The sequence below is a fragment of the Rhodococcus phenolicus genome (genome assembly GCF_001646785.1).
GTDB classification, from domain to species: Bacteria; Actinomycetota; Actinomycetes; order Mycobacteriales; family Mycobacteriaceae; genus Rhodococcus; species Rhodococcus phenolicus.
The window spans coordinates 1-23,262 of record NZ_LRRH01000107.1 but is presented as its reverse complement, the minus strand read 5'-3'; the positions used below and the strand labels follow the sequence as shown (position 1 = coordinate 23,262).

The 23,262-nt window shown below is 68.3% G+C and carries 22 protein-coding genes and 2 pseudogenes; 17 read left to right on the top strand and 7 right to left on the bottom strand.

Annotated elements, in window-relative coordinates:
- A pseudogene (locus A8G15_RS25050) lies at positions 1 to 354 on the top strand (hypothetical protein); the annotation flags it as partial.
- An 11-nt stretch (positions 355 to 365) separates the two neighbouring features.
- Positions 366 to 1,727: a dipeptidase gene (locus A8G15_RS25045; protein ID WP_068165689.1), complete on the top strand. Its 1,362-nt coding sequence runs from the start codon at positions 366 to 368 to the stop codon at positions 1,725 to 1,727.
- Positions 1,728 to 1,736: 9 nt separating this feature from the next.
- On the opposite strand, the gene A8G15_RS25040 is transcribed toward A8G15_RS25045, so the two are convergent.
- Positions 1,737 to 3,032 carry an ion channel protein gene (locus tag A8G15_RS25040; RefSeq protein ID WP_068165679.1) on the bottom strand — a complete coding sequence of 432 codons (1,296 nt, stop codon included), beginning with the start codon at positions 3,030 to 3,032 and terminating at the stop codon, positions 1,737 to 1,739.
- 172 nt (positions 3,033 to 3,204) lie between these two features.
- On the opposite strand from A8G15_RS25040, the gene A8G15_RS25035 reads away from it, so the two are divergent.
- The 3 genes from A8G15_RS25035 to A8G15_RS25025 all read left to right on the top strand — a co-directional run bounded on the left by A8G15_RS25035 (position 3,205) and on the right by A8G15_RS25025 (position 6,511).
- Complete coding sequence (locus A8G15_RS25035) at positions 3,205 to 4,470, top strand: aspartate kinase (protein WP_068165678.1); 1,266 nt, start codon at positions 3,205 to 3,207, stop codon at positions 4,468 to 4,470.
- 2 nt (positions 4,471 to 4,472) lie between these two features.
- Entirely contained in the window at positions 4,473 to 5,504 is a 1,032-nt protein-coding gene (locus A8G15_RS25030; RefSeq protein WP_068165676.1) for an aspartate-semialdehyde dehydrogenase, read from the top strand.
- A gap of 149 nt (positions 5,505 to 5,653) precedes the next feature.
- Positions 5,654 to 6,511, top strand: coding sequence for a PHP domain-containing protein (locus A8G15_RS25025; protein WP_068165674.1), 858 nt, complete (start codon positions 5,654 to 5,656; stop codon positions 6,509 to 6,511).
- A gap of 11 nt (positions 6,512 to 6,522) precedes the next feature.
- On the opposite strand, the pseudogene A8G15_RS32030 reads toward A8G15_RS25025, so the two are convergent.
- Positions 6,523 to 6,657: pseudogene (locus A8G15_RS32030) on the bottom strand (bifunctional 5,10-methylene-tetrahydrofolate dehydrogenase/5,10-methylene-tetrahydrofolate cyclohydrolase); the annotation flags it as partial.
- Between the two features lie 59 nt (positions 6,658 to 6,716).
- On the opposite strand from A8G15_RS32030, the gene A8G15_RS25020 reads away from it, so the two are divergent.
- The 5 genes from A8G15_RS25020 (at position 6,717) to A8G15_RS25000 (ending at position 11,635) form a co-directional block, all read left to right on the top strand.
- The gene (locus A8G15_RS25020) at positions 6,717 to 7,160 is read left to right on the top strand and encodes a GNAT family N-acetyltransferase (RefSeq protein WP_425415127.1); all 444 of its coding nucleotides are present in this window, start codon (positions 6,717 to 6,719) and stop codon (positions 7,158 to 7,160) included.
- 75 nt (positions 7,161 to 7,235) lie between these two features.
- Positions 7,236 to 7,811 carry a TetR/AcrR family transcriptional regulator gene (locus tag A8G15_RS25015; RefSeq protein ID WP_068165673.1) on the top strand — a complete coding sequence of 192 codons (576 nt, stop codon included), beginning with the start codon at positions 7,236 to 7,238 and terminating at the stop codon, positions 7,809 to 7,811.
- Positions 7,808 to 9,313: a flavin-containing monooxygenase gene (locus A8G15_RS25010; RefSeq protein ID WP_068165672.1), complete on the top strand. Its 1,506-nt coding sequence runs from the start codon at positions 7,808 to 7,810 to the stop codon at positions 9,311 to 9,313. Before A8G15_RS25015 ends, A8G15_RS25010 begins: the two co-directional genes overlap by 4 nt.
- A complete protein-coding gene (locus A8G15_RS25005; RefSeq protein ID WP_068165671.1) occupies positions 9,310 to 11,025 on the top strand; it encodes a GMC oxidoreductase in 1,716 nt (571 codons plus the stop codon). The genes A8G15_RS25010 and A8G15_RS25005 overlap by 4 nt, the downstream gene beginning before the upstream one ends.
- Entirely contained in the window at positions 11,018 to 11,635 is a 618-nt protein-coding gene (locus A8G15_RS25000) for an acetoacetate decarboxylase family protein (protein WP_068165685.1), read from the top strand. The genes A8G15_RS25005 and A8G15_RS25000 overlap by 8 nt, the downstream gene beginning before the upstream one ends.
- A 53-nt stretch (positions 11,636 to 11,688) precedes the next feature.
- Here the strand turns inward: A8G15_RS25000 and A8G15_RS24995 are convergent, their stop codons facing one another.
- From A8G15_RS24995 to A8G15_RS24985, 3 genes are all read right to left on the bottom strand, one after another.
- Complete coding sequence (locus tag A8G15_RS24995; RefSeq protein ID WP_068165670.1) at positions 11,689 to 12,486, bottom strand: DUF5602 domain-containing protein; 798 nt, start codon at positions 12,484 to 12,486, stop codon at positions 11,689 to 11,691.
- A 291-nt stretch (positions 12,487 to 12,777) separates the two neighbouring features.
- Positions 12,778 to 13,854, bottom strand: coding sequence for an alkene reductase (locus A8G15_RS24990; protein ID WP_068165668.1), 1,077 nt, complete (start codon positions 13,852 to 13,854; stop codon positions 12,778 to 12,780).
- 184 nt (positions 13,855 to 14,038) lie between these two features.
- The gene (locus tag A8G15_RS24985) at positions 14,039 to 14,467 is read right to left on the bottom strand and encodes a nitroreductase family deazaflavin-dependent oxidoreductase (RefSeq protein ID WP_068165666.1); all 429 of its coding nucleotides are present in this window, start codon (positions 14,465 to 14,467) and stop codon (positions 14,039 to 14,041) included.
- A 139-nt stretch (positions 14,468 to 14,606) separates the two neighbouring features.
- Here A8G15_RS24985 and A8G15_RS24980 point away from each other — a divergent pair, with 139 nt between their 5' ends.
- Positions 14,607 to 15,032: a Fur family transcriptional regulator gene (locus A8G15_RS24980; RefSeq protein ID WP_068165665.1), complete on the top strand. Its 426-nt coding sequence runs from the start codon at positions 14,607 to 14,609 to the stop codon at positions 15,030 to 15,032.
- A 76-nt stretch (positions 15,033 to 15,108) separates the two neighbouring features.
- Positions 15,109 to 16,569 (top strand): catalase, encoded by a 1,461-nt coding sequence (locus A8G15_RS24975; protein WP_068165664.1) that lies wholly within the window; start codon positions 15,109 to 15,111, stop codon positions 16,567 to 16,569.
- 13 nt (positions 16,570 to 16,582) lie between these two features.
- Here A8G15_RS24975 and A8G15_RS30830 read toward each other — a convergent pair whose 3' ends face one another.
- The gene (locus tag A8G15_RS30830; RefSeq protein ID WP_156665551.1) at positions 16,583 to 16,756 is read right to left on the bottom strand and encodes a hypothetical protein; all 174 of its coding nucleotides are present in this window, start codon (positions 16,754 to 16,756) and stop codon (positions 16,583 to 16,585) included.
- Between the two features lie 17 nt (positions 16,757 to 16,773).
- On the opposite strand from A8G15_RS30830, the gene A8G15_RS24970 reads away from it, so the two are divergent.
- The 4 genes from A8G15_RS24970 to A8G15_RS24955 all read left to right on the top strand — a co-directional run bounded on the left by A8G15_RS24970 (position 16,774) and on the right by A8G15_RS24955 (position 20,806).
- Positions 16,774 to 17,247 carry a Dps family protein gene (locus A8G15_RS24970; protein WP_068165663.1) on the top strand — a complete coding sequence of 158 codons (474 nt, stop codon included), beginning with the start codon at positions 16,774 to 16,776 and terminating at the stop codon, positions 17,245 to 17,247.
- Positions 17,248 to 17,375: 128 nt separating this feature from the next.
- Positions 17,376 to 18,185, top strand: a complete 810-nt coding sequence (locus tag A8G15_RS24965; RefSeq protein ID WP_068165662.1) for a metal-dependent hydrolase — start codon at positions 17,376 to 17,378, stop codon at positions 18,183 to 18,185.
- 37 nt (positions 18,186 to 18,222) lie between these two features.
- On the top strand, positions 18,223 to 20,028 hold the full coding sequence (locus tag A8G15_RS24960) for a cholesterol oxidase substrate-binding domain-containing protein (protein WP_068165683.1): 1,806 nt from the start codon (positions 18,223 to 18,225) through the stop codon (positions 20,026 to 20,028).
- A 49-nt stretch (positions 20,029 to 20,077) separates the two neighbouring features.
- Complete coding sequence (locus tag A8G15_RS24955; RefSeq protein WP_068165661.1) at positions 20,078 to 20,806, top strand: maleylpyruvate isomerase family mycothiol-dependent enzyme; 729 nt, start codon at positions 20,078 to 20,080, stop codon at positions 20,804 to 20,806.
- Positions 20,807 to 20,878: 72 nt separating this feature from the next.
- Here A8G15_RS24955 and A8G15_RS24950 read toward each other — a convergent pair whose 3' ends face one another.
- Entirely contained in the window at positions 20,879 to 22,150 is a 1,272-nt protein-coding gene (locus A8G15_RS24950; RefSeq protein ID WP_068165660.1) for an amidohydrolase family protein, read from the bottom strand.
- 142 nt (positions 22,151 to 22,292) lie between these two features.
- On the opposite strand from A8G15_RS24950, the gene A8G15_RS24945 reads away from it, so the two are divergent.
- On the top strand, positions 22,293 to 23,204 hold the full coding sequence (locus A8G15_RS24945) for a hotdog family protein (RefSeq protein WP_245687990.1): 912 nt from the start codon (positions 22,293 to 22,295) through the stop codon (positions 23,202 to 23,204).
- The last annotated feature ends 58 nt before the right edge of the window (positions 23,205 to 23,262 follow it).

The window sequence follows — 23,262 nt, the reverse complement described above, 5'->3', positions numbered from 1 at the left end:
TCGAGCATGGTCGGCGGGGCACTCGGGGTGGCGGTGCTGTCGGCATTCGCCCGCGGGTTCACCGTGGCCGACACCGGCAACGAATTCCGCGCTGCCGGCATGAGTTCCGATGAGATTGCCCAGGCGGACCAGGCCCTGGTCAACTCGTCGTCGTTCGCCGAGGCGATCGGCTCGCTCCCGGCGTCCCTGCAGGACGTGGTGACCCGGGCGGCGATCGACGCGTTCTCGAAGGGTTTGGCTCACACGATGATCGCCACGGCGGTGCTGGCCCTCGTAGTCACGGTGATCGTCGCTTTCGTGTGGCCCCGCCGACCACAACCCGAACCAGACCAGACCCCCGCCGACAGGAAATGAGGACGATCCGGATGCACACCGACTCCCTGCGCGAGGACATCAAGGGATTGATGCCACGAGCAAAAGACGATCTGGCAGAAATGGTTTCGTTCCGTTCGGTACACGATCCCGCGCAGTCGCCTCCGGAGGAGTGCGACAGGATGGTGGACTGGCTGATCGAGGCCTTCACCGAAACCGGTCTGCGTGATGTGCAGGCGCACGTCACCGACGACGGCAGCAAGGCGGTCACCGGATTCGCCGAGGGGCCGCCGGACGCGCCGACGGTGTTGCTGTACTTCCATCACGACGTGCAGCCGCCGCTCGGCGACGACGCCTGGGACTCGCCGGTGTGGACGCTCACCGAACGCGACGGTCGCTGGTACGGGCGCGGCGCCGCGGACTGCAAGGGCAACATCGCGATGCACCTGACCGCACTGCGCGCGCTGGGGAAGGACCTCCCCGTCAACATCAAGATCATCGGCGAGGGTTCGGAGGAACAGGGCACCGGCGGGCTCGAGGCGTTCGTGCCGAAACACGCCGACCTGCTCGCCGCCGACACCATCCTCGTGTGCGACGCGGGGAACTTCGCGGTCGGGGTGCCGAGCCTGACCACCAGCCTGCGCGGACTCGCGAACGTCGTCGTCACCGTCCGGTCCCTGTCCAGCCCGATGCACTCGGGAATGTTCGGCGGCGCCGCCCCCGACGCGCTCGCCGCGCTGATCGCGATGCTCGCCTCGCTGCGGGACCCGGCCGGCAACACCACGGTTCGCGGTCTCGACGCGACGGGGGTGTGGCCGGGAGTGGACTATCCGCCGGAGCAGTTCCGCATCGACGGCAACGTACTCGACGGGGTGGATCTGCTCGGCGACGGCCGCGTCTCCGACATGGTGTGGGCGCGACCGGCCGTGACCGTGCTGGGCATCGACTGCCCGCCGGTGGTCGGATCGTCGGCCGCGATCCAACCGGAGGCGCGCGCCCGGATCAACCTGCGGGTGCCCCCGGGCATGGACGCCGTCCGGGCCCAGGACGCGCTCATCGAGCACCTCGCCGCGGTCGCGCCGTGGCACGTGCACGTCGAGTTCGAACGCGAAGCGGACGGTCAGCCGTTCACCGGAACGAACAACGGTCCCGGTTACGAGGCGATGCTCGAGGCGATGCGCGCGGCGTACGGCCGCGACGTGGTGATGCAGGGGCAGGGTGGCTCGATCCCGTTGTGCAACGTCTTCCAGGAGACCTTCCCTGCCGCGGAGATCATGCTCATCGGCGTCGAAGAGCCCCTGTGCCTGATCCACGCGCCGAACGAGAGCGTCGATCCGACCGAGATCGAGAACATGGCGTACGTCGAGGCGGCCTTCCTGCGGAGCTACGCCGAGAGGTTCGCGGCCGCGCGGTGAGCCCCGCCGTCACTTCGAGTGGCGCTCGTCGCCCGGGGCCGGGTCCGGCGCGGATTCCGGCTGCGGCTCCGGGGTGATGAGCATCTCGGGGCGATTCGCCACGAGCAGCCACAGCGGCAGGATCGCCACGCACAGCACCGGCAGGATCCGGATGTCGGCGACGGTGGTCACGGCCATGAACAGCGCGAGCCAGCCGTCGCGTGCCACGACGAGGACCGCACCGAGAACTCCACCCGCGACCGCGACGATCTCGGGGATCCCCGGGAACGCGCTGTGCGCGACCAACCCGGCACCGACCCCGATGAACACCGCCGGGAAGATCCGCCCGCCGCGGAAACCGCAGTTCGCGGCGATCAGCAGGGCGAGCACCTTGATCACGACGATCGCGAGCAGGGCCGCGGTGGTGCGGTCGCCGGCGCCCGCGGTGAGTTCCTTCATCTCGTCGAGACCCTTGAACAGGGTCAGGTCGCCGCCGACCGCGCCGAGCACACCGAGGATCACCCCGCCCGCCGTGATCGCGAGCAACGGATTCGGCAGCCGGTGGAACAGCCCGTGGACGACGGGGAACGCATAGACCGACGCGAGACACAGCAGTGCCGTCGCCAGCGCGACTACGGTGCACGTGAGCAGGTCGAGGAGAGCGGGACTGTCGTATCCGGGTATCTCGACCGCGAGCACCGGCCGGGAGAACGCGACCATCGTGAGGGCGCCTGCCCCGGCGGCGACCAACGGCGCGAACAACCGGTCCCAGACGCGGCCTCCCGGCGCCGCCGCAGCCATCTCGGTGAACAGCAACGCGGCCGCGGCGGGCGTTCCGAACATGGCACCGATCGTCGCGGCGGCCGCGAGCATCACGCACACGTCGGGCGGAACCCGGCGCCACACCCGTCCGACACACCACACACTCAGCGCGGTGTTGATCGCGATGATCGGATTCTCCGGTCCCAGGCTCACCCCACCCGCGAGGCCGATGACCAGGACCAGTGCCAGGCTCGGCAGCGCCGAAGGAGGCAGCGGTGAGGACACCAGCCCGGTGGTCGCCGGATCCGGCCCGGCATGTCCGGGCATCTTCCACACGATCAGCCCGACGAGCACACCGGTCGCGGTGAGCACCCCGAACGTCCACCACCGGGAGCCGTCCGCGACGCCCACCACGTCCGGCAACGTCGTCCAGAGCACGTGCTGAAGTTTCCCCGCGAGCACGCTGACACCGATGAGGACGAGCGCGCAGCCGACACCGACGAACAGAGCGGGGACGGCCAGCGCGGCCAGTTGCCGGGCCGTCGGAGGATTCGCGGGCGCCATACGCGGATTCTTCCCGGTCGGCGCATCGCGTCGCGTCACCCGCGCGGGGTGATCCCGGAAGCGACGGAAAGGTCGGCTTTGTCCGAGGTGAACGGGGCCACCCCGCCCGTCCGGGGCCTCATCGGTAGACTCGCTTCCTGGACTTGCACCCGATACCCGGAGGTTCGCCAGCGTGGCACTCGTCGTCCAGAAGTACGGAGGATCCTCGGTCGCGACGGCCGAACGGATCCGGCGCGTCGCTGAAAGGATCGTCGAGACCAAGAAGGCGGGCAACGACGTCGTCGTGGTCGTCTCGGCGATGGGTGACACCACCGACGAACTGCTCGACCTCGCTCAGCAGGTGTGCCCGGCCCCGCCGGCCCGGGAAATGGACATGCTGCTCACCTCCGGTGAACGCATCTCCAACGCACTCGTCGCGATGGCGATCCACTCGCTGGGCGCCGAGGCCCGATCGTTCACCGGTTCGCAGGCCGGCGTGATCACCACCGGCAGCCACGGCAACGCCAAGATCATCGACGTCACCCCGGGCCGTGTCCGGACCGCGCTCGACGAGGGCAGCATCGTGCTGGTCGCGGGCTTCCAGGGCGTCAGCCAGGACAGCAAGGACATCACCACCCTCGGTCGGGGCGGATCGGACACCACCGCCGTCGCGCTCGCCGCGGCACTGAACGCCGACGTCTGCGAGATCTACACCGACGTCGACGGCGTGTTCACCGCCGACCCGCGCATCGTCAAGGACGCGCAGCGTCTCGAGACCGTCTCCTTCGAGGAGATGCTCGAGCTCGCCGCGTGTGGCGCGAAGGTGCTCATGCTGCGTTGCGTCGAGTACGCCCGCCGCTACAACGTGCCCGTGCACGTTCGTTCGTCGTACACCACCAAGCCCGGCACGATCGTGTCCGGATCGATGGAGGACATCCCCGTGGAAGAGGCCCTGATCACCGGCGTCGCGCACGATCGCGGCGAAGCCAAGATCACCGTCGTCGGCCTGCCCGACACCCCCGGTTACGCGGCGAAGGTCTTCCGTGCCGTGGCCGACGCCGAGATCAACATCGACATGGTGTTGCAGAACATCTCGAAAGTCGAGACCGGCAAGACCGACATCACGTTCACGCTGCCGACGTCGGACGCGCCGCGCGCGGTGGAGCTGCTGACCGCCCGGCAGGACGAGATCGGGTTCACCCAGGTGCTGTTCGACGACCACATCGGCAAGGTGTCGCTCGTCGGTGCCGGAATGAAGAGCCACCCCGGTGTCACCGCGAAGTTCTGCGAGGCGCTGGCCGCGGCCGGTATCAATATCGACCTCATCTCCACGTCGGAGATCCGCATCTCGGTGCTGGTCGACGACACCGAACTCGACGACGCGGTCCGTGCCCTGCACGCCGCGTTCGAACTCGGCGGCGAGGAAGAAGCCGTCGTGCACGCCGGAACGGGACGGTAATCATGACCACCATTGCTGTTGTAGGCGCGACCGGTCAGGTCGGCATCGTCATGCGCACTCTCCTCGAGGAGCGCAACTTCCCCGCCGACAAGGTGCGGTTCTTCGCGTCGGCCCGGTCGGCCGGTAAGAAGCTGCCGTTCCGCGGCGAGGAGATCGTCGTCGAGGACGCCGCGGCGACCTCCGACGAGGACCTGAAGGGCATCGACATCGCGCTGTTCTCCGCGGGTGCGACCCTTTCGCGCGAGCAGGCCCCGCGCTTCGCGGCGGCCGGCGCGGTCGTCGTCGACAACTCGTCGGCGTGGCGCAAGGACCCCGAGGTTCCGCTCGTGGTCAGCGAGGTCAACCCCGACGAGGCGAAGAACCCGCCGAAGGGCATCATCGCCAACCCGAACTGCACCACCATGGCCGCGATGCCGGTCCTCAAGGCCCTGCACGACGAGGCGGGCCTGCAGCGCCTCATCGTCTCGAGCTACCAGGCCGTGTCGGGCAGCGGCATCGCCGGTGTCGAGGAACTCCTCGGCCAGGCGCGTGCCGTCATCGGCGACGCGGAGAAGCTGGTCCACGACGGCGGCGCCGTCGACTTCCCCTCACCGGACAAGTACGTCGCGCCGATCGCGTTCAACGTGCTGCCGCTGGCCGGGTCCATCGTCGACGACGGTTCCTTCGAGACCGACGAGGATCAGAAGCTGCGCAACGAGTCGCGCAAGATCCTGGGTCTTCCGGATCTGCTCGTGTCGGGCACGTGCGTGCGGGTCCCGGTCGTGACCGGTCACTCGCTTTCGATCAACGCGGAGTTCGAGCGTCCGTTGTCGGTCGAGCGCGCGCAGGAGATCCTCGCGAACGCACCGGGTGTCCGGCTCGTCGACGTGCCGACTCCGCTCGCCGCGGCGGGCGACGACGTGTCGCTGGTGGGCCGCATCCGCCAGGACCCGGGTGCCCCGGAGGGCCGTGGCCTGGCGCTGTTCGTCTCGGGTGACAACCTCCGTAAGGGCGCTGCGCTCAACACTATTCAGATCGCGGAGTTGCTCGTCTGAGCTTCGGCCGACGAAACCCTGCGAGCGAGTGGATCGTCCTTCGGGGCGGTCCACTCGCTCGTTTCTGTATCCGCCTACGCTCGGTTCACCCGTCCCGTCCCCGATTGCCGGAGGACGGCCGAGGATCCCGGACATGCGAGCATCGAGTCATGACCCTGCCTGCCGACAGTCACGTGCACAGCGAATGGTCGTGGGACACCGGCGGCCCGGATTCGTTCGCTGCCGGCCGGATGGTGTCGATGTGTGAACGTGCCGTCGCGATCGGTCTTCCGGCAGTGGTCTTCACCGAGCACTTCGATTTCGACGATGTGTGGCGCACCACGCGGGACGACCTCATGCCGCATCAGCAATCGCTGCTCGACCCGGACGGGTATCTCCGGCCACCGCCATTGGAGGTGCCGGGTTACCTCGAGAGCATCGACCGTTGCCGTCGTCGATTCCCCGAACTGACGATCCTTACCGGCGTCGAGTTCGGACAACCGCACCTGTTCGGGCATCGAGCGGCGGAACTGGTCGACCTGTCCACTTTCGATCGGGTCAACGGATCTCTGCACACTCTGAAGGTCGGCGACGACCGGTACGAGCCGAACACTCTGTTCCGCATGTGGCCCGCGGACGACGTGATGCGGGCGTATCTCGAGGAGATCCCCCGGATGGTCGCCGGGTCCGGTGAGTTCGAGGTGTTCTGTCACATCGACTACGCGGTCCGGGCCTGGCCGAGCGTCACGGCAGGCCCCTTCGATCCTCGACGATTCGAGGAGGGATTCCGGACGGCCATGCGGGCGCTCGCCGGCAGCGGGCGCGCACTGGAGATGAACACCCGGCGCCCGAGGTCGTGGATTCCACAGTGGTGGGCCGAGGAAGGTGGCAGCACAGTCACATTCGGCAGTGATGCACACGTTCCGGAGGCGCTCGCCGACAACTTCCCGGAAGCTGTGGCGATGCTGGAGCACTTCGGATTCCGTCCCGGTCGCCGCGCCGAAGACTTCTGGAGCCGATCCGGTTAGTCCGAGTGGCCTTATCTCGCCGCAGCGAGCGTCTGCTCGAGAAGTACCGCGATCGTCATCGGGCCGACCCCGCCGGGCACAGGGGTGATGAGCCGCGCCCGTTCGGTCGCCCCGGCGTGGTCGACATCGCCGACGTTGCCCGGCCCCGGCCCGCCGCTCGCCACGCTTCCTTCGTCGCCGTTCGTCGGACTGCTCGGCTCGTAGGATGAGGACCGTGCCGTCCATCCGTTCCGCAACGCTCGACCGCATCGACCCGGCGATTCTGTATCGGATAGCCCAGTTGCGTACGGACGTCTTCGTCTACGAGCAGGGGATCGTCTCCGAACCGGAGCTGGACGGTCTCGATCTCGAGCCGACCACCACGTTGTACTGGGCCCAGGTCGAGGGGGATGTGGTGGCGACCCTCCGCGTCCTCGACGACGGGCCGACGATCCACATCGGGCGCGTCGCGACTGCGCGACATGCCCGGGGGCGCGGCCACGCGGCGAGGTTGATCGACGCGGTGATCGGTGACTTCCCCCGTCCGATCGAGATCTCGGCGCAGGCCTACCTGGAGGAGTGGTACGGGCGCTGGGGTTTCCGCCGGACCGGACCGAACTATCTCGAGGCAGGGATCGACCACGTCCCGATGCGGCGCGACGTCGGCTGAGGCCTCGCGCTGTCGCACGGGAGAAAGTTACAAACAGTCTGGACTGTTTGTGGATTTGACGTTACTCTCGGTCACGTGACCGACACCACAGCCGGCGTCCCGCGCACGCAGGCCCAGCGCACCGCGGCGACGAGAACCAAGCTGCTCGACGCGGCGGTCGACTCTCTGGTCGAATCCGGGTACGCGGGCACCAGCACCCAGGGAATCGCCAAGCGCGCCGGGGTCTCCCGCGGCGCCCAGCTGCATCACTTCCCGACCAAGGAGACGCTCGTCGTCGCGGCGGTCGCGCACCTCGTCGACAAGCGGCTCGTCGAAATCCTGGAAACGCACCCCGAACCCGACGATGCGCTCGAGACGCTGTTCGACGCGTTCGTCGGCCCGTTGTTCGACGCAGCCCTCGAGTTGTGGGTCGCCGCCCGGACCGATCCCGCCCTGCACGAGGCGATGATCCCGCTCGAACGGAAGGTTTCCGACGCCCTGCACGTCGGCTGCCTCGAGATCATGGGCGACCGGATGAGCCCGGACGCCATCGACCTGAGCATCGAACTGGCCCGCGGCTTCGCGGTGTCGTCACTGATGCGTACCCCCGAATCCGATCGTGAGTTCCGGGCGCGACTGCTCCCGGTCTGGAAGGCGCTGGTGATGAAATGAGTTCGGCAACGCTCCCCACCCACGTGCACACACTCGTCGTCGGTGCCGGGTTCGGCGGAATCGGTATGGCTGCAACGCTGTTGCGTGAGGACCCGAACGCCGACGTCGTCGTGATCGAACGCGGCGGCGACGTGGGCGGCACGTGGCGTGTCAACACCTATCCGGGTGCCGCCTGCGACGTGCCCAGCGCCCTGTACTCGTTCTCCTTCGCGCCCGAGCCCGAGTGGACGAAGGCCCATGGCACCCAGGCCGAGATCTACGCCTACCTGCGGCGCGTGGCGCGCGAGACGGGGGTGGCCGACCGGACCGTGTTCGACTGCGAACTGCGCGACGCGCAGTGGGACGACGCGCGCGGGCACTGGCTCGTGTCGACTTCGCGCGGTGATCTGACCGCCGACATCCTCGTCGCCGCCACGGGAGCCCTGTCCGCCCCGACCCTGCCGAAGGTGCCCGGGCTGGAACTGTTCGGCGGCACCATGTTCCATTCGGCGGAGTGGGACCACGACTACGACCTGTCCGGGAAACGGGTCGCGGTGATCGGCACCGGAGCGTCGGCGATCCAGTTCGTCCCGGCCATCGTGGACCGCGTCGCACACCTCGTCCTCTTCCAGCGCACCGCGTCGTGGGTCATGCCCAAGCACGATCACACGATCGCCGCTCCGGTCAAGGCGCTCTATCGTCGGTTCCCCTTCGCGCAGAAGGTCGTCCGCGGGGCGGTCTACGGCCAGAAGGAGACCTACGTGGTCGGTATAACCAAGCCGTTCGCACGCAAGTGGATCGTGCCGATCTTCGAGCGCCGGGCCCGGTCCATCCTCGCAAAGCAGGTCGCCGATCCGGCTCTGCGCGCGAAACTGACACCGGACTTCCGGATCATGTGCAAGCGGATCCTGTTGTCCAACGACTGGTTTCCCGCGATCACCCGCCGCAACGTCACTGTGGTTGCATCCGGCCTGACCGCGGTCACCGAGAACGCCGTGGTCGACGACAAGGGTAACGAACACGAGGTCGACGCGATAATCTTCGGCACCGGCTTCACGCCGACCGAACCCCCTGTGGCCCGACATGTCCGAGGATCGAACGGCAGGACTCTCGCCGAGGTGTGGAACGGCAGCCCGTCCGCGCACCTGGGCACGGCGGTGCACGGATTCCCCAACCTGTTCCTCATGTACGGACCGAACACGAACCTCGGCCACAGCTCGATCGTGTACATGCTCGAATCCCAGGCCACCTACATCGCCGACGCGATCCGCACGATGCGCACCCACGGCCTGCGGTCCGTCGAGGTGACCGACGGTGCGCAGCGGCGATACAACAGCGGGCTGGATCCGATTCTCGCCGAGACGATCTGGAATGCCGGCGGATGTCAGAGCTGGTACCTCGACCGCAAGGGTCGCAACTCCGTGATGTGGCCGACCTTCACCTGGAAGTTCCGGCAGGCGACCCGGCAGTTCGACTCCGAGAACTACGAGGCGCGGCCCGCGGCCGAGCAGGTGACCGCATGACCCACTACGACGTGCTCGTGATCGGCTCCGGTTTCGGCGGCAGCGTCTCGGCCCTGCGGCTGACGGAGAAGGGCTACCGCGTGGGTGTCCTGGAGGCGGGGCGCCGGTTCGCCGACGACGAGCTGCCGAAGACCAGCTGGCGGATGCGCAAGTACCTGTGGGCACCGGCCCTCGGCTGCTACGGCGTCCAGCGCATCCACCTGCTGCCCGACGTACTGGTGATGGCCGGAGCCGGAGTGGGAGGCGGATCGCTCAACTACGCCAACACCCTCTACCGGCCGCCGTCGTCGTTTTTCCGGGATCCGCAGTGGGGTCACATCACCGACTGGGAAGCCGAACTCGGTCCCTACTACGACCAGGCCTCGAGGATGCTCGGCGTCCGCCCCAACCCGTCGACCACCGCTGCCGACGAGGTGATGCGGGCGGTCGCCGAGGACATGGGCGTGGGGGAGACCTTCACGACGACCCCGGTCGGGGTGTTCTTCGGGACCGCCGGTGAGACGGTGACCGACCCGTTCTTCGGTGGGGTCGGGCCCGACCGCACCGCCTGCACCGAATGCGGCGGATGCATGACGGGCTGCCGGGTCGGAGCGAAGAACACCCTCGTGAAGAACTACCTGTACCTCGCCGAACAGGGCGGCGCGACCGTTCATCCGCTCACGACCGCCACCGAGGTGCGCCCGCGCCGGGGTGGCGGATACGAGATCCACACGAAGAGTACCGATCGGATCCGTAAGCGCCGCACGGTCTTCACTGCCGACCAGGTCGTCGTTGCGGCCGGCACCTACGGCACCGCCCGGTTGCTGCTGGCGATGCGGGAGACCGGTGCGCTGCCGAATCTGTCGCCCCGGCTCGGCACGGTCGTCCGCACCAATTCGGAGGCGGTGCTCGCGGCGTCCGCGCAGGACACCACGATCGACTACACGAGGGGCGTGGCGATCACGTCCTCGTTCCACCCGGACGACCACACGCACATCGAACCGGTGCGATACGGCAAGGGCAGCAACGCGATCGGATTGCTGCAGGCACTGCTCACCGATGGCGGCGGCCGCGCGCCGCGGCTGGTGAAGTTCCTCGGCGTCGCCGCGCGCAACCCGGGTGCGTTCCTGCGCAACCTGTCGGTCCGCCGCTGGTCCGAACGCACCGTGATCGCCCTGGTCATGCAGACCGACGACAACTCGCTCGAGTTGCGCAGCCGCCGCAGCCCGTTCGGTCGCGGTGTGACGAGCAAGCCGGGTCCGGGGGAGCCGCCGCCGGAGTGGATCCCGGTGGGACACGACGCGATCCGCCGGGTTGCGGACAAGATCGACGGTGACGCGGGCGGATCCGTCGCCGACCTGGTGAACATTCCGATGACGGCGCACTTCCTCGGTGGCTGCGCCATCGGCGACTCGCAGGACACCGGTGTCGTCGACCCGTATCTGCGTGCGTACGGGCATCCGGGCCTGCACGTCGTCGACGGATCGGTGGTCAGCGCGAACCTGGGCGTGAACCCGTCGCTCACCATCACCGCGCAGGCCGAGCGCGCGATGGCCTTGTGGCCCAACAAGGGCGACATCGACGCCCGTCCCGAACTCGGCGCCGCCTACGTTCCCGTCGCACCGGTCGTTCCGGCCCGGCCCGCGGTGCCCGCGGGTGCACCGGCCGCGCTGCTGCTGCCCACACCCACCGTCCGGCGAGAGGAACCCGCACATGCTGTGGAGCGTGCCTGAGAGCAACACCGACCGCGACGACTGGCCGGTTTCGCCTCCGCCGCCCTGGCCGGCGGACGTGCGCGCGACCCTCTGGTGGCATCGCAGCACCCCCGACGCGGCGCAGTTCGGGCCCGGCGGCAGAACACTGCCGTTCACCCTCGCCATGATGGTCGACTACGTCGAGTCACCGGTGGGGCCGTACCGGGAGATCCTGGCGAGCCCGGTACTGCGGCCCGGGCTGATTCCGGCGATGGCGGTGCCGTTCATCGCGGTCGACTCGGAACCGTCCGTGCACGGCGGCCGGACACACTGGCATCTGCCGAAGGTCCTGGCCGAGTTCACCGGCGACGTCACCGGGACGTTCTCGGCGACCGGCGAGTCGTGGAAGGTGACGACCGTTGCGTCGCCGAAGGGGCCGGAACTGCCCATCGCCGGGGGATTGACGTTCGCGCAACCCACCGACGGAGGCGGGCTCCTGCGCGCGACCGCGAGGCTGCGCGGGCGGTTCCGCTACGCGCGCGTGGACGTGCAGGCGAGCGGACCGACCCTCGGCCGGTGGCTGCGACCCGGAACCCATCACGGCATCGTGATCACACGTGGCCGGATGAGCACCGGTCCCGGCCGATAGCCAGGGGTTCGCACCGGCAGCAGGCAGTCGCGCGTGGCTGTCCATCCGATCGGCTACGACGCCTCGCGCATCGTCAGGCCGCCGAGTTCGACCGTGTACGTCTGCGACGCCCCGTCCCACCACACCGAATAGGTGGTGGGGTAGAGCCCGTCCCGCTGGTACGCCTCGGGCTGCGGCAACTGCTCGTGCAGTTGAGGCCGGGACGCGAGCCATTCGCGGCTAATCATCGGTTCGACGAACGCCTGCCGTCCGTCCCACGTACCGTAGAGCACGGTCTCGGTGAAATGGTGCGCCGGTTCGGCGGTATCGAGCCAGTGCAGCCCCATGCCCGCGACGGTGGAAGTCAGCGGCTCCCCTGCCGGGGCGTAACCCACAGGCACGTACCTCGGGTCCGGGATGCGGGCGGCGGCCTGGACGTAGCCGGGTACGAGCGGGTTGATCGAATCGACCGTGGGCCGGTCGAGCAGATAGAAGTGCACGTCGAAATGCGGTACGTCGAAGCCGTGTTCGGGGTTGTGGCCGTGGGAATTCCAGTCCACCGTGACATGGTCGAACGCGGTGGCGTCGGCCTGCTCGGGCAGGTCGAGCACGTAGTCCTCGGTGATCGGCAGCAGACCGTCGGGCAGGTCGTCGAGCGCGGCCGCGTCGAGCCGGACACCGAGGGTGGCCGGGGTGCCCTCGGCGTCGAGGGTGACGTACGTGCGGGCACTGCCCGCTCCTACGGGATGCGCGGGTCCCTCGATCAGGCCGGGGATACCGCCGCCCGTGGCGGTCGCCGGGGTCACGAACAATCCGAGGCACCCTGCGGCGACGACCACGCCGAGGTGCCGGGCACACGGTCGAATGTCCACAGGGTCCTCGACTTCCGTCGTCGGGCATCGTTTCGGATGCTAACCGTCGTGCCGGTGGGCGAGGGCGGAGTAGATCGATTCGTGATCCGGATCGGCTGCCCACCGGAGCCGCGCCCACCTAGTCGGCGGGCTCGACCGAGGCGTCGGTCCACGGACGTGTGCCGAACTGCGTGGACATCCTGTACTGCCACGCCACGACGCGAACGCCATCACGTGGTGACGGATCCGGTCGGCCCGCACCGGATCGAAGCGGTCGCGTCGGACGGTACCGCCGGAGGGCTCCTGCCGGGTTCAGACCGTGTGCAGGACGGGGTAGTCGGTGTAGCCCTCGGCGCCGGCGGCGTAGAACAGTTCCGGCCGCGGCTCGTTCTCCGGCTGTTCCTCCCGCCACCGCTCGACCAGGTCGGGGTTGGCGAGTGCTGCACGGCCCACCGCGACAGCGTCGGCATGGGCGTCGTCGACGAGCTGCACAGCCTCCTCACGGGTGGTCGGCGAGGCGAATCCGCTGTTGGCGATCACCCTGCCTCCGAAGCGCCGCCGCAGCTCCTGGACCAGGTCACCGGCGGGTTGCCGGTGCAGAACGGACAGGTACGCCAAGCCGAGGGGGCGCAACCGATCGACGAGGGCACCGTAGACGGCGAGGACGTCGTCGCGGTCGGTCTCGTATGCGTCCTGGATGTTGTGTTCGGGGGAGATGCGCAGTCCGACCCGCCCGGCGCCGACGACCCGCGCCACGGCCGTGACCACCTCGACGACGAAGCGGATCCGGTTCTCCACGGAGCCGCCGTACTCGTCGGTCCGCCGGTTCGACGCAGGGGACAGGAACTCGTGCAGCAGGTAGCCGTTGGCGCTGTGGATCTCGACCCCGTCCAATCCCGCCTCGACGGACCGTCGGGCCGCGGCGACGAAGTCGTCGACGGTTGCCTCGAGGTCATCGGTCGTCAACGCGTGCGGCACCGGGTACGGCTGTTTGCCGTTCGTCGTGTGGATCAGGCCGTCGATCGCGATCGCGCTCGGGGCGACGACGCGCCGACCGCCGTTCACGTCGGGGTGGGTCACCCGGCCGCCGTGCATCAACTGCACCACGATGCTCCCGCCGCGATCGTGGACGGCCTCGGCCACACGGCGCCAGCCTGCGGCCTGTTCGTCGGTGACGATTCCCGGCTGGCCCACGAAGGCCTGCGACTCGAAGTTCACATAGGTGCCTTCCGCGATGATCAAGCCGACGCTCGCCCGCTGCCGATAGTGCTCGACGATCAGGTCGCCGGGAACACCGGCCGGTCCGCCGCGAAGGCGGGTCAGCGGGGCCATGACGATACGGTTGGCGAGCTCGAGGTCGCCTAGCGCGACAGGTGTGAACAGGTCCATGGGTGGCGCAACGGCATCCGCCCGGCCGCAAATTCCCGATGCCGTGCCCACCATGAGGTGAATCACCGTCGCCGATGAGGTGCAAGACCGGTGTACGAGGCACCCGAGTACCCCTCACCAGGTCGACGGTGGACCACAGGACCCGTTGTCTACTCGTTCCCTTTCGATGGTGTTCCTGTTGTCTTCAGGCGCGCTGCAGCGTCAGGACCGGGATGGTGCGAACTCCGTCGGTTCGGCGGGCGTACTCGGCGAAGCCGGGGTAGCGGCGCGCCTGTTCCGCGTAGATGTGGTCACGGCGCTCGCCGGTCAGTTCTTCGACGGTGACGGGGTAGGTGTGGGTGCCGCGTTCGATCTCGCCGGTTCCGGCGGTGGTCAGGTTGTAGTACCAGGCCGGGTTGGTGGGGGCTCCGGCTTTGGAAGCGAAGACGTAGATGGTGTCGGAGTCGTGTTCGTCGGGCAGATACATCATCGGAGTCACCAGTTCCCTGCCGGTCTTGCGGCCTCGATGGTGGACGAGAACCATCGGGGCGCCCTCGAATCGGCCTCCGACCCGGCCCTCGTTGGCCCGGAATTCGGCGATGATCCCGGCATTCCAGTCGTCGTAGCTGCTCATGGCGAGAATTGTCCTGGAGGTGGGGCGGGGGCGACAACCACGTCGACGGGACTGGCCGGCTGCGACACCGTACTCCGTTCTGCGGGACCAACGTCCCCGTTTTCTTGACTTATTCCAGAAAAGCGGCATACTCGATGACATGCAACGAACGGACGAGAACTTCGACCCCCGGGAGCGATTGCGTTCCGTGGGGCTCCGGGTGACCGCTCCGCGCGTGGCGGTGCTCGGAACGGTTGCCGCGCATCCACATTCGGATGCGGACGAGATCGCGGCAGCCGTGCGCAGTGAACTCGGTTCCGTGTCCACCCAGGCGATCTACGACGTTCTGAAGGCCTGTGTGAACGCGGGGCTGCTCCGCCGGATAGAGCCGGCGGGGTCCCCGGCCAGGTTCGAGACCCGAACCGGCGACAACCATCACCATCTCGTGTGCCGTAATTGCGGCACGGTCGTCGACGTCGACTGCGTGGTCGGCTCGGCGCCCTGTCTCACCCCTTCGGACGCCCGCGGATTCGTCGTCGACGAGGCCGAGGTCACGTTCTGGGGCCTGTGTAGCGACTGTCGTTAGTCCCAACCCGTCGACCAGCGCGGATCGTGTCCCGAGACCCGCGGCGATTCCGCGTACCCCGCATCAGGAGGTCATCATGACGAACGCAAACTTCACCACCAACAACGTGGGCAACCCGGTCGGAAGCGACGACGAATCGCTGACCGCCGGCACCCAGGGCCCGATCCTGCTGCACGACCACTACCTCATCGAGAAGCTCGCGCACTTCAACCGTGAGCGGGTACCCGAGCGGGTCGTGCACGCCAAGGGCGGCGGTGCGTTCGGCGAACTCGTCGTCACTGGCGACGTCAGCGCCTACACCAAGGCCAAGCTGTTCCAGCCGGGCGCGAAAACCGAATCCATGGTGCGTTTCTCGACGGTCGCCGGCGAGCAGGGCAGCCCCGACACGTGGCGCGACCCCCGCGGATTCGCGATCAAGTTCTACACCGAGGACGGCAACTACGATCTGGTCGGCAACAACACGCCGGTCTTCTTCATCAAGGACCCGATCAAGTTCCCCGACTTCATCCATTCGCAGAAGCGCCTCCCCGCGTCGGGGCTGCGGGACCACACCATGCAGTGGGACTTCTGGACCCTGCGCCCCGAGTCCGCACACCAGGTCACCTGGCTGATGGGCGATCGCGGGATCCCGAAGACGTGGCGTCACATGGACGGATTCGGCTCGCACACCTACCAGTGGATCAACGCCGAAGGTGAGCGCTTCTGGGTGAAGTACCACTTCAAGACGAACCAGGGCATCGAGTTCCTCACCCAGGCCGAGGCCGATACCCTTGCCGGGTCGGATCCCGACCACCACCGCGCCGACCTGTTCGCCGCGATCGAGCGGGGCGAGTTCCCGAGCTGGACGCTGAAGGTCCAGATCATGCCCGTCGCCGAGGCGGAGGGGTACCGCTTCAATCCGTTCGACCTGACCAAGGTGTGGTCGCAGAAGGACTACCCGCTGATCGAGGTCGGTACCTGGACGCTGAACCGGAACCCGCGCAACTTCTTCGCGGAGATCGAGCAGGCGGCACTCGCGCCGTCGAACATCGTGCCGGGCATCGGATTCTCGCCCGACAAGATGCTTCTCGGTCGCGTCTTCTCCTACGCGGACGCGCAGCGCTACCGGATCGGCGCCAACCACGCGCAGCTGCCGGTGAACGCGGCGCGCAACGAGGTGCGTTCGTACTCGAAGGACGGGAACATGGCGTACTCGTTCAACGATTCGGCGACGCCGGTGTACGCGCCGAACAGCTTCGGTGGACCGCACGCCGATCCGCAACAGGCCGGCGACGACGGCCGGTGGGAGTTCGGTACCGAGGCGGTCCGCGCCGGATACGTCCCGCACGCCGAGGACGACGACTTCGCGCAGGCTGGGACGCTCGTGCGCGAGGTGCTCGACGACGCCGCGCGGGCGCGGCTGGTCGACAACATCGTCGGCCACGTCCTCGGGGGAACCTCGGAGTCCTTGCACGAGCGGATCTTCGAGTACTGGCGGAACGTCGACGCCGACCTCGGCAAGAAGGTCGAGGAGGGAGTCCGGGCCGGTCGCGCCTGACCGGGCACCGGCCTCAGAGCAGGCCCCACCAGTAGATCAGGACGGCGAGAACGAAGACGATCACGGATTCCATCGTCGGCCTCCTTGCACGGTGGGCGATGACACCATCATCCGCCCCGCCGGCACCGATATCCACATCGATCACGTTCGTGTTCACCGCTTCGCCGGGAACGACCCCGCGCAGCATTCGGAAGGAGTGGGAAAATGACCGGTCCCATCACCAGCACACTCGATCCCGCGCGCCGCGATGTCGCTGCGGCCGCACTGCAGGCCGCCTTGGTCGACCTCGTCGACCTGAGTCTGATCGGTAAGCAGGCGCACTGGACCGTCGTCGGTCCGCAGTTCCGCAGCATCCACCTCGCCCTCGACGAGCTGGTCACGGCGGCACGTGATTTCGCCGACCAGTCCGCCGAACGCCTGACCGCGATCGGCGTCGCCCCCGACGGCCGTGTCGCGACGGTGGCACGCGAATCGGGGACGAAGGGATTCGGTGACGGCTGGACCAAGGGCGAGGAGGTCGTCGCGGCGATCGTCGACAACATCGCGGCCGTCGTCTCGCGGCTGCGCGGGCACATCGACGCCACCGCCGAGGCGGATCCGGTGACGCAGGACCTGCTCATCGGGCAGACCGCGCGGCTCGAGCAGTTGCACTGGATGTGGCAGGCGCAGCTCGCCTGACCCGAAGCCCGTCCGTTCGAACAACTGTGTGACGGATGTGTCGGGAGTGATTGCTAGGTTGGAACCCGGACCGACGCCTCGGTGGCGGTCCGGGTTTCTGTCTGCGCTCTCGAAAGGTGTTCTCTGCCATGGTGATGGGTCCCACCCATGCGGTTTCCGGGGCGCTCGTCGGGTTGCTCGTCGCCGACGTGCTGCCGCCCGAATGGGGTGGGCCGACGTCCACTGCCGAGAGCTTTGCGTTCGCCGCGGTGTGCGCGGGCGCGGCTCTGCTGCCCGACCTCGACACCGCGCAGTCGACGGTCGCCCGCTCGTTCGGGCCGGTGAGCCAGGCCGCCGCGCGCGGCATCGACAAGGTGTCGGTCGGCTATTACAACCTGACCAAGGGGCGTCGCGACCGCAAGCGTCGGGGCGGGCACCGCACGCTGACCCACACGGCACTCTTCGCGGGCCTGCTCGGGGCCGGGGTGTCCGCGCTCGTCGCGCGGTTCGGGCGCGAAGCGATCATCGCGGTTCTGTTCGTCACGCTCGGACTCGCGCTGCGCGGGCTGTTCGGATCGTGGGCCAAACGCAACGGCTGGCTCGCCGTCACCGCGACGGCCGCGGTGTTGTCGGTGCTCACGTGGACGTGGTTCCCCGGCGATGTCGGGTCCGTCGGCCTGGGTGTCGCGGTCGCGCTGGGGTGCGTGACGCACTGTCTCGGCGACGCCATCACGAAGGAGGGCATCCCGTTCCTGGCGCCGTTCCTGCCGTGGCGCGGTGAGCGTTGGTGGGAGTTCAGGATGCCTCGAGCGATCGCGATCCGGGCCGGTGGGCCGTTCGAGGTCGGGATTCTCGGGCCCGGTCTGACGCTGGCGACGGTGGCGTTCGGGATCTGGTCCATCGACGGGGCACCCGAGTACATCCAGGAGGCCCTCCAGGCGTCCGGCCTCGGCTTCTGAACGGATATTTCCGAAGCCACTGGTATCGGAAGTGAACATGTTCTATTTTTGGCTCCGACCTCCTGTGTCCCAACCCAGATCGGAGCCCGACGACGTGAGCGACAGCGCACCGGCCATCAGCCTCAGCCGACGTGGATTCCTCGGCGCCGCCGCGGGGGCAGCGGCACTGACCGGCCTCGGCTGGAGCGCCGCCGGTGCCGTTCCCCTCGGCGACCCGCGAGCGACCATCCCCGCCCCGCCCGAGTTCCCCGCCGACATCCCGCTCGCCCAGCAGCGCTTCGAGAACTGGGCCAAGACCATCCGGTTCGACGCCGTGTGGACCGCGACCGCCCGCGAGCCCCAGGACGTCGTGCGCATCGCGAACTGGGCGCACGCCCACGGCTACCGCGTCCGCCCGCGCGGCACCATGCACAGTTGGAGTCCGCTCACCGTGGTGCCGGGGAGCAACGTCGACAAGACCGTGCTCATCGACACCATGGCGCATCTGAACTCGGTGGCGGTAGACCCCTCCGGTACGCCCGCAACGGTCACCGCCGGTGCGGGGGCGAGCATCGAGGCGATCCTCACCGCCCTCGAACACGAGGGACTCGGGTGGGCGAATTCGCCCGCCATCGGCGACATCACCATCGCCGGCGCCCTGTCCATCGGTGCTCACGGCGCGACCTTTCCCGCGGCGGGGGAGAAGGCGATCCCGGGCCAGTCCTTCGGCTCCCTGTCGAACCTCGTCGTCGCCCTCGACGCCGTCGTGTGGGACCCTGCCGCCGGCGCCTACGAGCTGCGCACCTTCCAGCGGTCCGACGCCGACATCACCGCGCTGCTCGCGCACGTCGGGCGCAGTTTCGTCACGTCGGTGACCCTGCAGGCCGGCGCGAACTACCGGCTGCGCTGCCAGAGCTTCACCGACGTGCCGTGGCAGGAACTGTTCGCCCCCGCCGGGTCGCCCGGCCGCACCTTCGAGCGGTTCGTGGAGGAGAGCGGACGGGTCGAGGCGATCTGGTTTCCCTTCACCGAAACTCCGTGGCTCAAGATCTGGTCTGTGAGCCCCGAGAAGCCCGCCGCGTCCCGCGAGGTGTCCGGCCCCTACAACTACTTCTTCTCCGACACCATCCCGGAGGCCGTGACGACCCCGCTCGGGCAGGTCGCGAGCGGTCTGCAGTCCGCCACCCCGGTATTCGGGGCGGGCCAGTTCGGTGCGGTCGCGGCCGGACTCGTCGCGACCGGCACCACCGACCTGTGGGGCTGGTCGAAGGACCTGTTGTTCTACCTGCGGCACACGACGCTGCGCGTGGTCGCCGGCGGCGGTGCCGTGGTGACCCGCCGCGAGAACATCGCGCGCGTCATCAACGAGTTCACCACGTGGCTGAACGAACGGATGACCCACTACGCCTCGCTCGGCCAGTACCCGGTCAACGGTCCGTTCGAGGTGCGTCTGTGCACCGTCGACGACCAGTCCGAGGTACTCGTCGACTCGGCGGGCGCCCCGAACCTCTCGCCGGTGCGGCCGCGGCCCGACCGGCCGGACTGGGACACCGCGATCTGGATGAACGTGGTCTCACTCCCCGGCACGGCGGGTCTGCCCGCGTTCTTCCAGGAGATGGAGCAATGGATGGCCGGCCACTACTCGGGTGACTACGCGACCTTCCGCTCCGAATGGTCCAAGGGCTGGGCATTCGACGAGGAGGGCGGCTACCGCAATCCGCAGTTCCTCGGCGAGACCATTCCGGCCTCGTACCGAACCGGGCTCCCGGCGAAGGCCGGCTGGGACGGCGCGCTCGAGGTGTTCGACCGGCACGATCCCCACCGCGTCTTCGGCAACGAATTCCTCGACCGGCTGCTGCCCTGAAACATCCTGTTGCCCGGAAACACCAGCGGGCCCGGGAGAGGATCTGATCATGACCAGTCCTGACTACGCGACATTGCTGCGCGCCGACACCTTCCGGTTGCTCGACATCACCGACGGTCACCACGACCGGCCGGTCCCGACCTGCCCCGGCTGGACCGTCGAAAGGCTGATCGGCCACGTCGGCCGGGTGCATCGGCGGGCCGCGTCGTGGCTGACCACCGGCGGCGGATCGGCCCGGATCGAACAGCCGCCCGCCGCGGAGCACCTCCCGGACTGGGTGCGGTGCGGCCTCGACGACCTGCTCGCGGCGCAGGATGCCCTCGACCCCGGCCGGACGGTCGCGACCTGGTCGGGGCCGCGGCCGCCGTCGTTCTGGATCCGGCGGATGGCGATCGAGACCGCGCTGCACCGTGTCGACGGGGAGTTGGCGGTGAGCGCGGCCACGGCGATCGACACCCCGCTGGCCGTGGACGGGGTCGACGAACTGTTCGAGGTCGTCCTCCCGCCCCGCGGCACCGGTGACCTGCGCCGGGGTGGGGAGACGCTCCACCTGCACGCGACCGACCCGGACCTCGCGGAAGGCGTCGGCGAGTGGCTGATCGGGTTGGGTGCCGAGACGTTGACCGTCGAGCACGCGCACGCGAAAGGTGATGTCGCGGTGCGGGGTTCCGCGTCCGATCTGCTGCTGTTGTTGTGGAACCGGCTCGATTCCGCCGGGTTCGAGGTTTTCGGGGACCGCGCGATCCTCGAGCGCTGGCGCAGCGCCGTGACCGTCTGAAGGCAGCTTCGCTGCACGGGACGGCTGTGCCCGCCGGCGAGGAGCCGGCGGGCACAGTGGTGTGTCGCGAGGCTACGAGTTCGCGAGCTCGTAGCGGCGGCGGTACTCGTGCTTGGACGTCTCGCTGGTGTCGACATCGGTCGCCTTCGCGCGCAGCGCGCCGACGGTCGCCTGCTCACGGGGAATGTGCTTGAACGGATCCCAGCCGAAGAACCGAGCGACGTTCTCGTGGGTGATCTTGTTGATCTCCTCGTCGGTGCAGTTCGATGCCTTCAGTTCCTCCATCAGCATCTCCGGCGAGTTCGGCCACGTCGAATCCGAGTGCGGGTAGTCGCACTCCCACGCGATCGTGTCGACGCCGAGACGGTCGCGGTTGCTCAGCGCGCTCGGCTCGGTGATGTAGCAGGCCAGGAAGTTCTTGTGCCATGCGTCCGTCGGCGTCACGCCCTTCGGCAGGAAGGTGCGCCCGGTCCATTCCTGATTGGTGACGTGGCGCTCGAGCCGGTCGAGCCACGGCGGAACCCAGCCCACACCACCTTCGCTCATCGCGAACTTCAGGTCCGGGAACTTCTTGATCGCGCCGCTGAGCATCACGTCGGTCGCTGCGATCGTCGAGATGAGCGGGGTCAGGATCATCATGTCGTCGAGGTCGAAGCCCTCGGCGCGCTTGACGAGGCTGATGCCGCCGCCGATGTGCAGGCTCAGCACGATGTTGCGGTCGGCGCACGCCTTGAAGATCGGATCCCAGTAGCCCGACTTGAACGGCGGGTAGCCTTCGCCGACTCCGTACGGGGTCTCGGGGATGCTGATCGAGCGGACACCCATCGCGTCGAGGCGTTCGATCTCCTTGACGGACTCGTCCACGTCGAAGAACGGGATGATGCCCAGCGGAATGAAGCGGCCGGGGTGGTTGCTCGGGACCTCACCGACGACCCAGTCGTTGAACGCTTTGCACGCGGCCAGCGACAGCTTCTTGTCCGGCAGGCTCGCCAGGTGCGTGCCGGCGAATCCGGGGAACGTCGCGAAGAGCGTCGCGGCGAGGGTGCCGTTGGCGTCCATGTCGCGTACACGCAGGTCCATGTCGTAGATGCCGGGGCGCATCTCGGCGTAGCCGGTGGGGTCCATGCCCCATTCCTCCTTGGGCCACGACGCGACGGCGTTCAGACCCGAGCTGCCGACCACGACTCCCTGGAACACCCATGCCTGCACATCGGGATTTCGCGGGTTGGCCGTCAGCTTCGGGGCCTGATCCTTGAGGCTCTTCGGGAAGTACTTCTCGAAGAGGTCTGGCGGCTCGACCACGTGGTCGTCGATGCTGATCATCACCATGTCGTCAATGTTCATCGGAATCCTCTCGTGCGGAACAGAGCTGTCCGGCAGCACTCGCTTCCTGTGAGAATATTACTTTCAGAAGTGAGAATCCAGATTTCGTGGTGCCTCGACCTGGCGGCTACACACCTGGCAGAACCTCTGCCATGATGCCGATATGAAAGAGAACGCCATTTCCGTCGACTTCTCGGAGGACCTGTCCGAGCTCATCCTGTCCGGGGCGCGTACGTTCACCGCGGACTTCGGACTCAACACCCTCCTGCTCGACGAGCGGCGATCGGTGATTCGCGGGAACCTCACCGACAAGCTGCGCTCACCCTCCGGCGGGGCGGCGCTGGGCTTCCTGGTCACCGCCGTCGACATCGTGACCTCGGACCCCGCCCTCGTCGCCGGTGGAGGCGACTGGACCGCGACACAGGACCTGTCCCTGCACGCCGTGGCCACTCCGAAGGACGGTCCGATCTTCATCGACGCCAATCTCGTCCGGGTCGGGAAGAAGACGGTCGTCGTCTCCGCGGACGTCTACGACGGTCACGGTCGCGAGGACCTCGCCGGCTTCGCGAAGGAGATCGACAGCGGCGCGGCCGGGACACCGGGCGGGCCGACACTCGTGGCGCGTGGTCTCGTCACCTTCGCGCGGCTGCCCCGCCATGCGGCGGCCCACGCAGACCTCTACACACCCGAACAATGGGTCGGCAAGGTGCGGGGGCACCCGGAGCGGGACATCGACGGCGACGTCTACGAACGCCTCGACCTGCGCGTCGTCGATGCGGAGGCGGGCGTCCTCGAACTCGACCGGACCCTGTTCGTCATCAACCAGATCGGCACCATCCAGGGCGGCGCGCAGGCCCTGCTCGCCGAGGCCGCCGCGCACACGATGCGGCCGGGGCTCGTCGCCACCGACATGCTCGTCCGCTACCTGTCCCAGGTGCGGTCCGGGCCGGCGCGCTCGTACGGCACCGTCGTGCGCGACGCCCCCGACCACAGCGTGATCGACATCCGGCTGGTCGACGCAGGCGACGACGACCGGGTCCTGGCCCTGGTGACGGTGACGCTGCAGCGGCCGTAGGAGCCGCTCGAGTGTGCACATATGGTCGCTGCGCCCGGGGCGGATTCAGGAGGCTAAC

Excerpts from the sequence above, each read along its gene's own strand:
- A8G15_RS24975 (WP_068165664.1), top strand. The coding sequence starts at position 15,109 with ATGACGAACGCAAACTTCACCACCAACAACGTGGGCAACCCGGTCGGA.
- A8G15_RS24950 (WP_068165660.1), bottom strand. The coding sequence starts at position 22,150 with ATGAACATTGACGACATGGTGATGATCAGCATCGACGACCACGTGGTC.
- A8G15_RS25030 (WP_068165676.1), top strand. The coding sequence starts at position 4,473 with ATGACCACCATTGCTGTTGTAGGCGCGACCGGTCAGGTCGGCATCGTC.
- A8G15_RS25005 (WP_068165671.1), top strand. The coding sequence starts at position 9,310 with ATGACCCACTACGACGTGCTCGTGATCGGCTCCGGTTTCGGCGGCAGC.
- A8G15_RS24990 (WP_068165668.1), bottom strand. The coding sequence starts at position 13,854 with ATGGACCTGTTCACACCTGTCGCGCTAGGCGACCTCGAGCTCGCCAAC.
- A8G15_RS30830 (WP_156665551.1), bottom strand. The coding sequence starts at position 16,756 with ATGCTGCGCGGGGTCGTTCCCGGCGAAGCGGTGAACACGAACGTGATC.
- A8G15_RS24970 (WP_068165663.1), top strand. The coding sequence starts at position 16,774 with ATGACCGGTCCCATCACCAGCACACTCGATCCCGCGCGCCGCGATGTC.
- A8G15_RS25020 (WP_425415127.1), top strand. The coding sequence starts at position 6,717 with ATGAGGACCGTGCCGTCCATCCGTTCCGCAACGCTCGACCGCATCGAC.
- A8G15_RS24965 (WP_068165662.1), top strand. The coding sequence starts at position 17,376 with ATGGTGATGGGTCCCACCCATGCGGTTTCCGGGGCGCTCGTCGGGTTG.
- A8G15_RS24960 (WP_068165683.1), top strand. The coding sequence starts at position 18,223 with ATGTTCTATTTTTGGCTCCGACCTCCTGTGTCCCAACCCAGATCGGAG.
- A8G15_RS24955 (WP_068165661.1), top strand. The coding sequence starts at position 20,078 with ATGACCAGTCCTGACTACGCGACATTGCTGCGCGCCGACACCTTCCGG.
- A8G15_RS25010 (WP_068165672.1), top strand. The coding sequence starts at position 7,808 with ATGAGTTCGGCAACGCTCCCCACCCACGTGCACACACTCGTCGTCGGT.
- A8G15_RS25040 (WP_068165679.1), bottom strand. The coding sequence starts at position 3,032 with ATGGCGCCCGCGAATCCTCCGACGGCCCGGCAACTGGCCGCGCTGGCC.
- A8G15_RS24945 (WP_245687990.1), top strand. The coding sequence starts at position 22,293 with ATGAAAGAGAACGCCATTTCCGTCGACTTCTCGGAGGACCTGTCCGAG.
- A8G15_RS24985 (WP_068165666.1), bottom strand. The coding sequence starts at position 14,467 with ATGAGCAGCTACGACGACTGGAATGCCGGGATCATCGCCGAATTCCGG.
- A8G15_RS25045 (WP_068165689.1), top strand. The coding sequence starts at position 366 with ATGCACACCGACTCCCTGCGCGAGGACATCAAGGGATTGATGCCACGA.
- A8G15_RS25025 (WP_068165674.1), top strand. The coding sequence starts at position 5,654 with ATGACCCTGCCTGCCGACAGTCACGTGCACAGCGAATGGTCGTGGGAC.
- A8G15_RS24980 (WP_068165665.1), top strand. The coding sequence starts at position 14,607 with ATGCAACGAACGGACGAGAACTTCGACCCCCGGGAGCGATTGCGTTCC.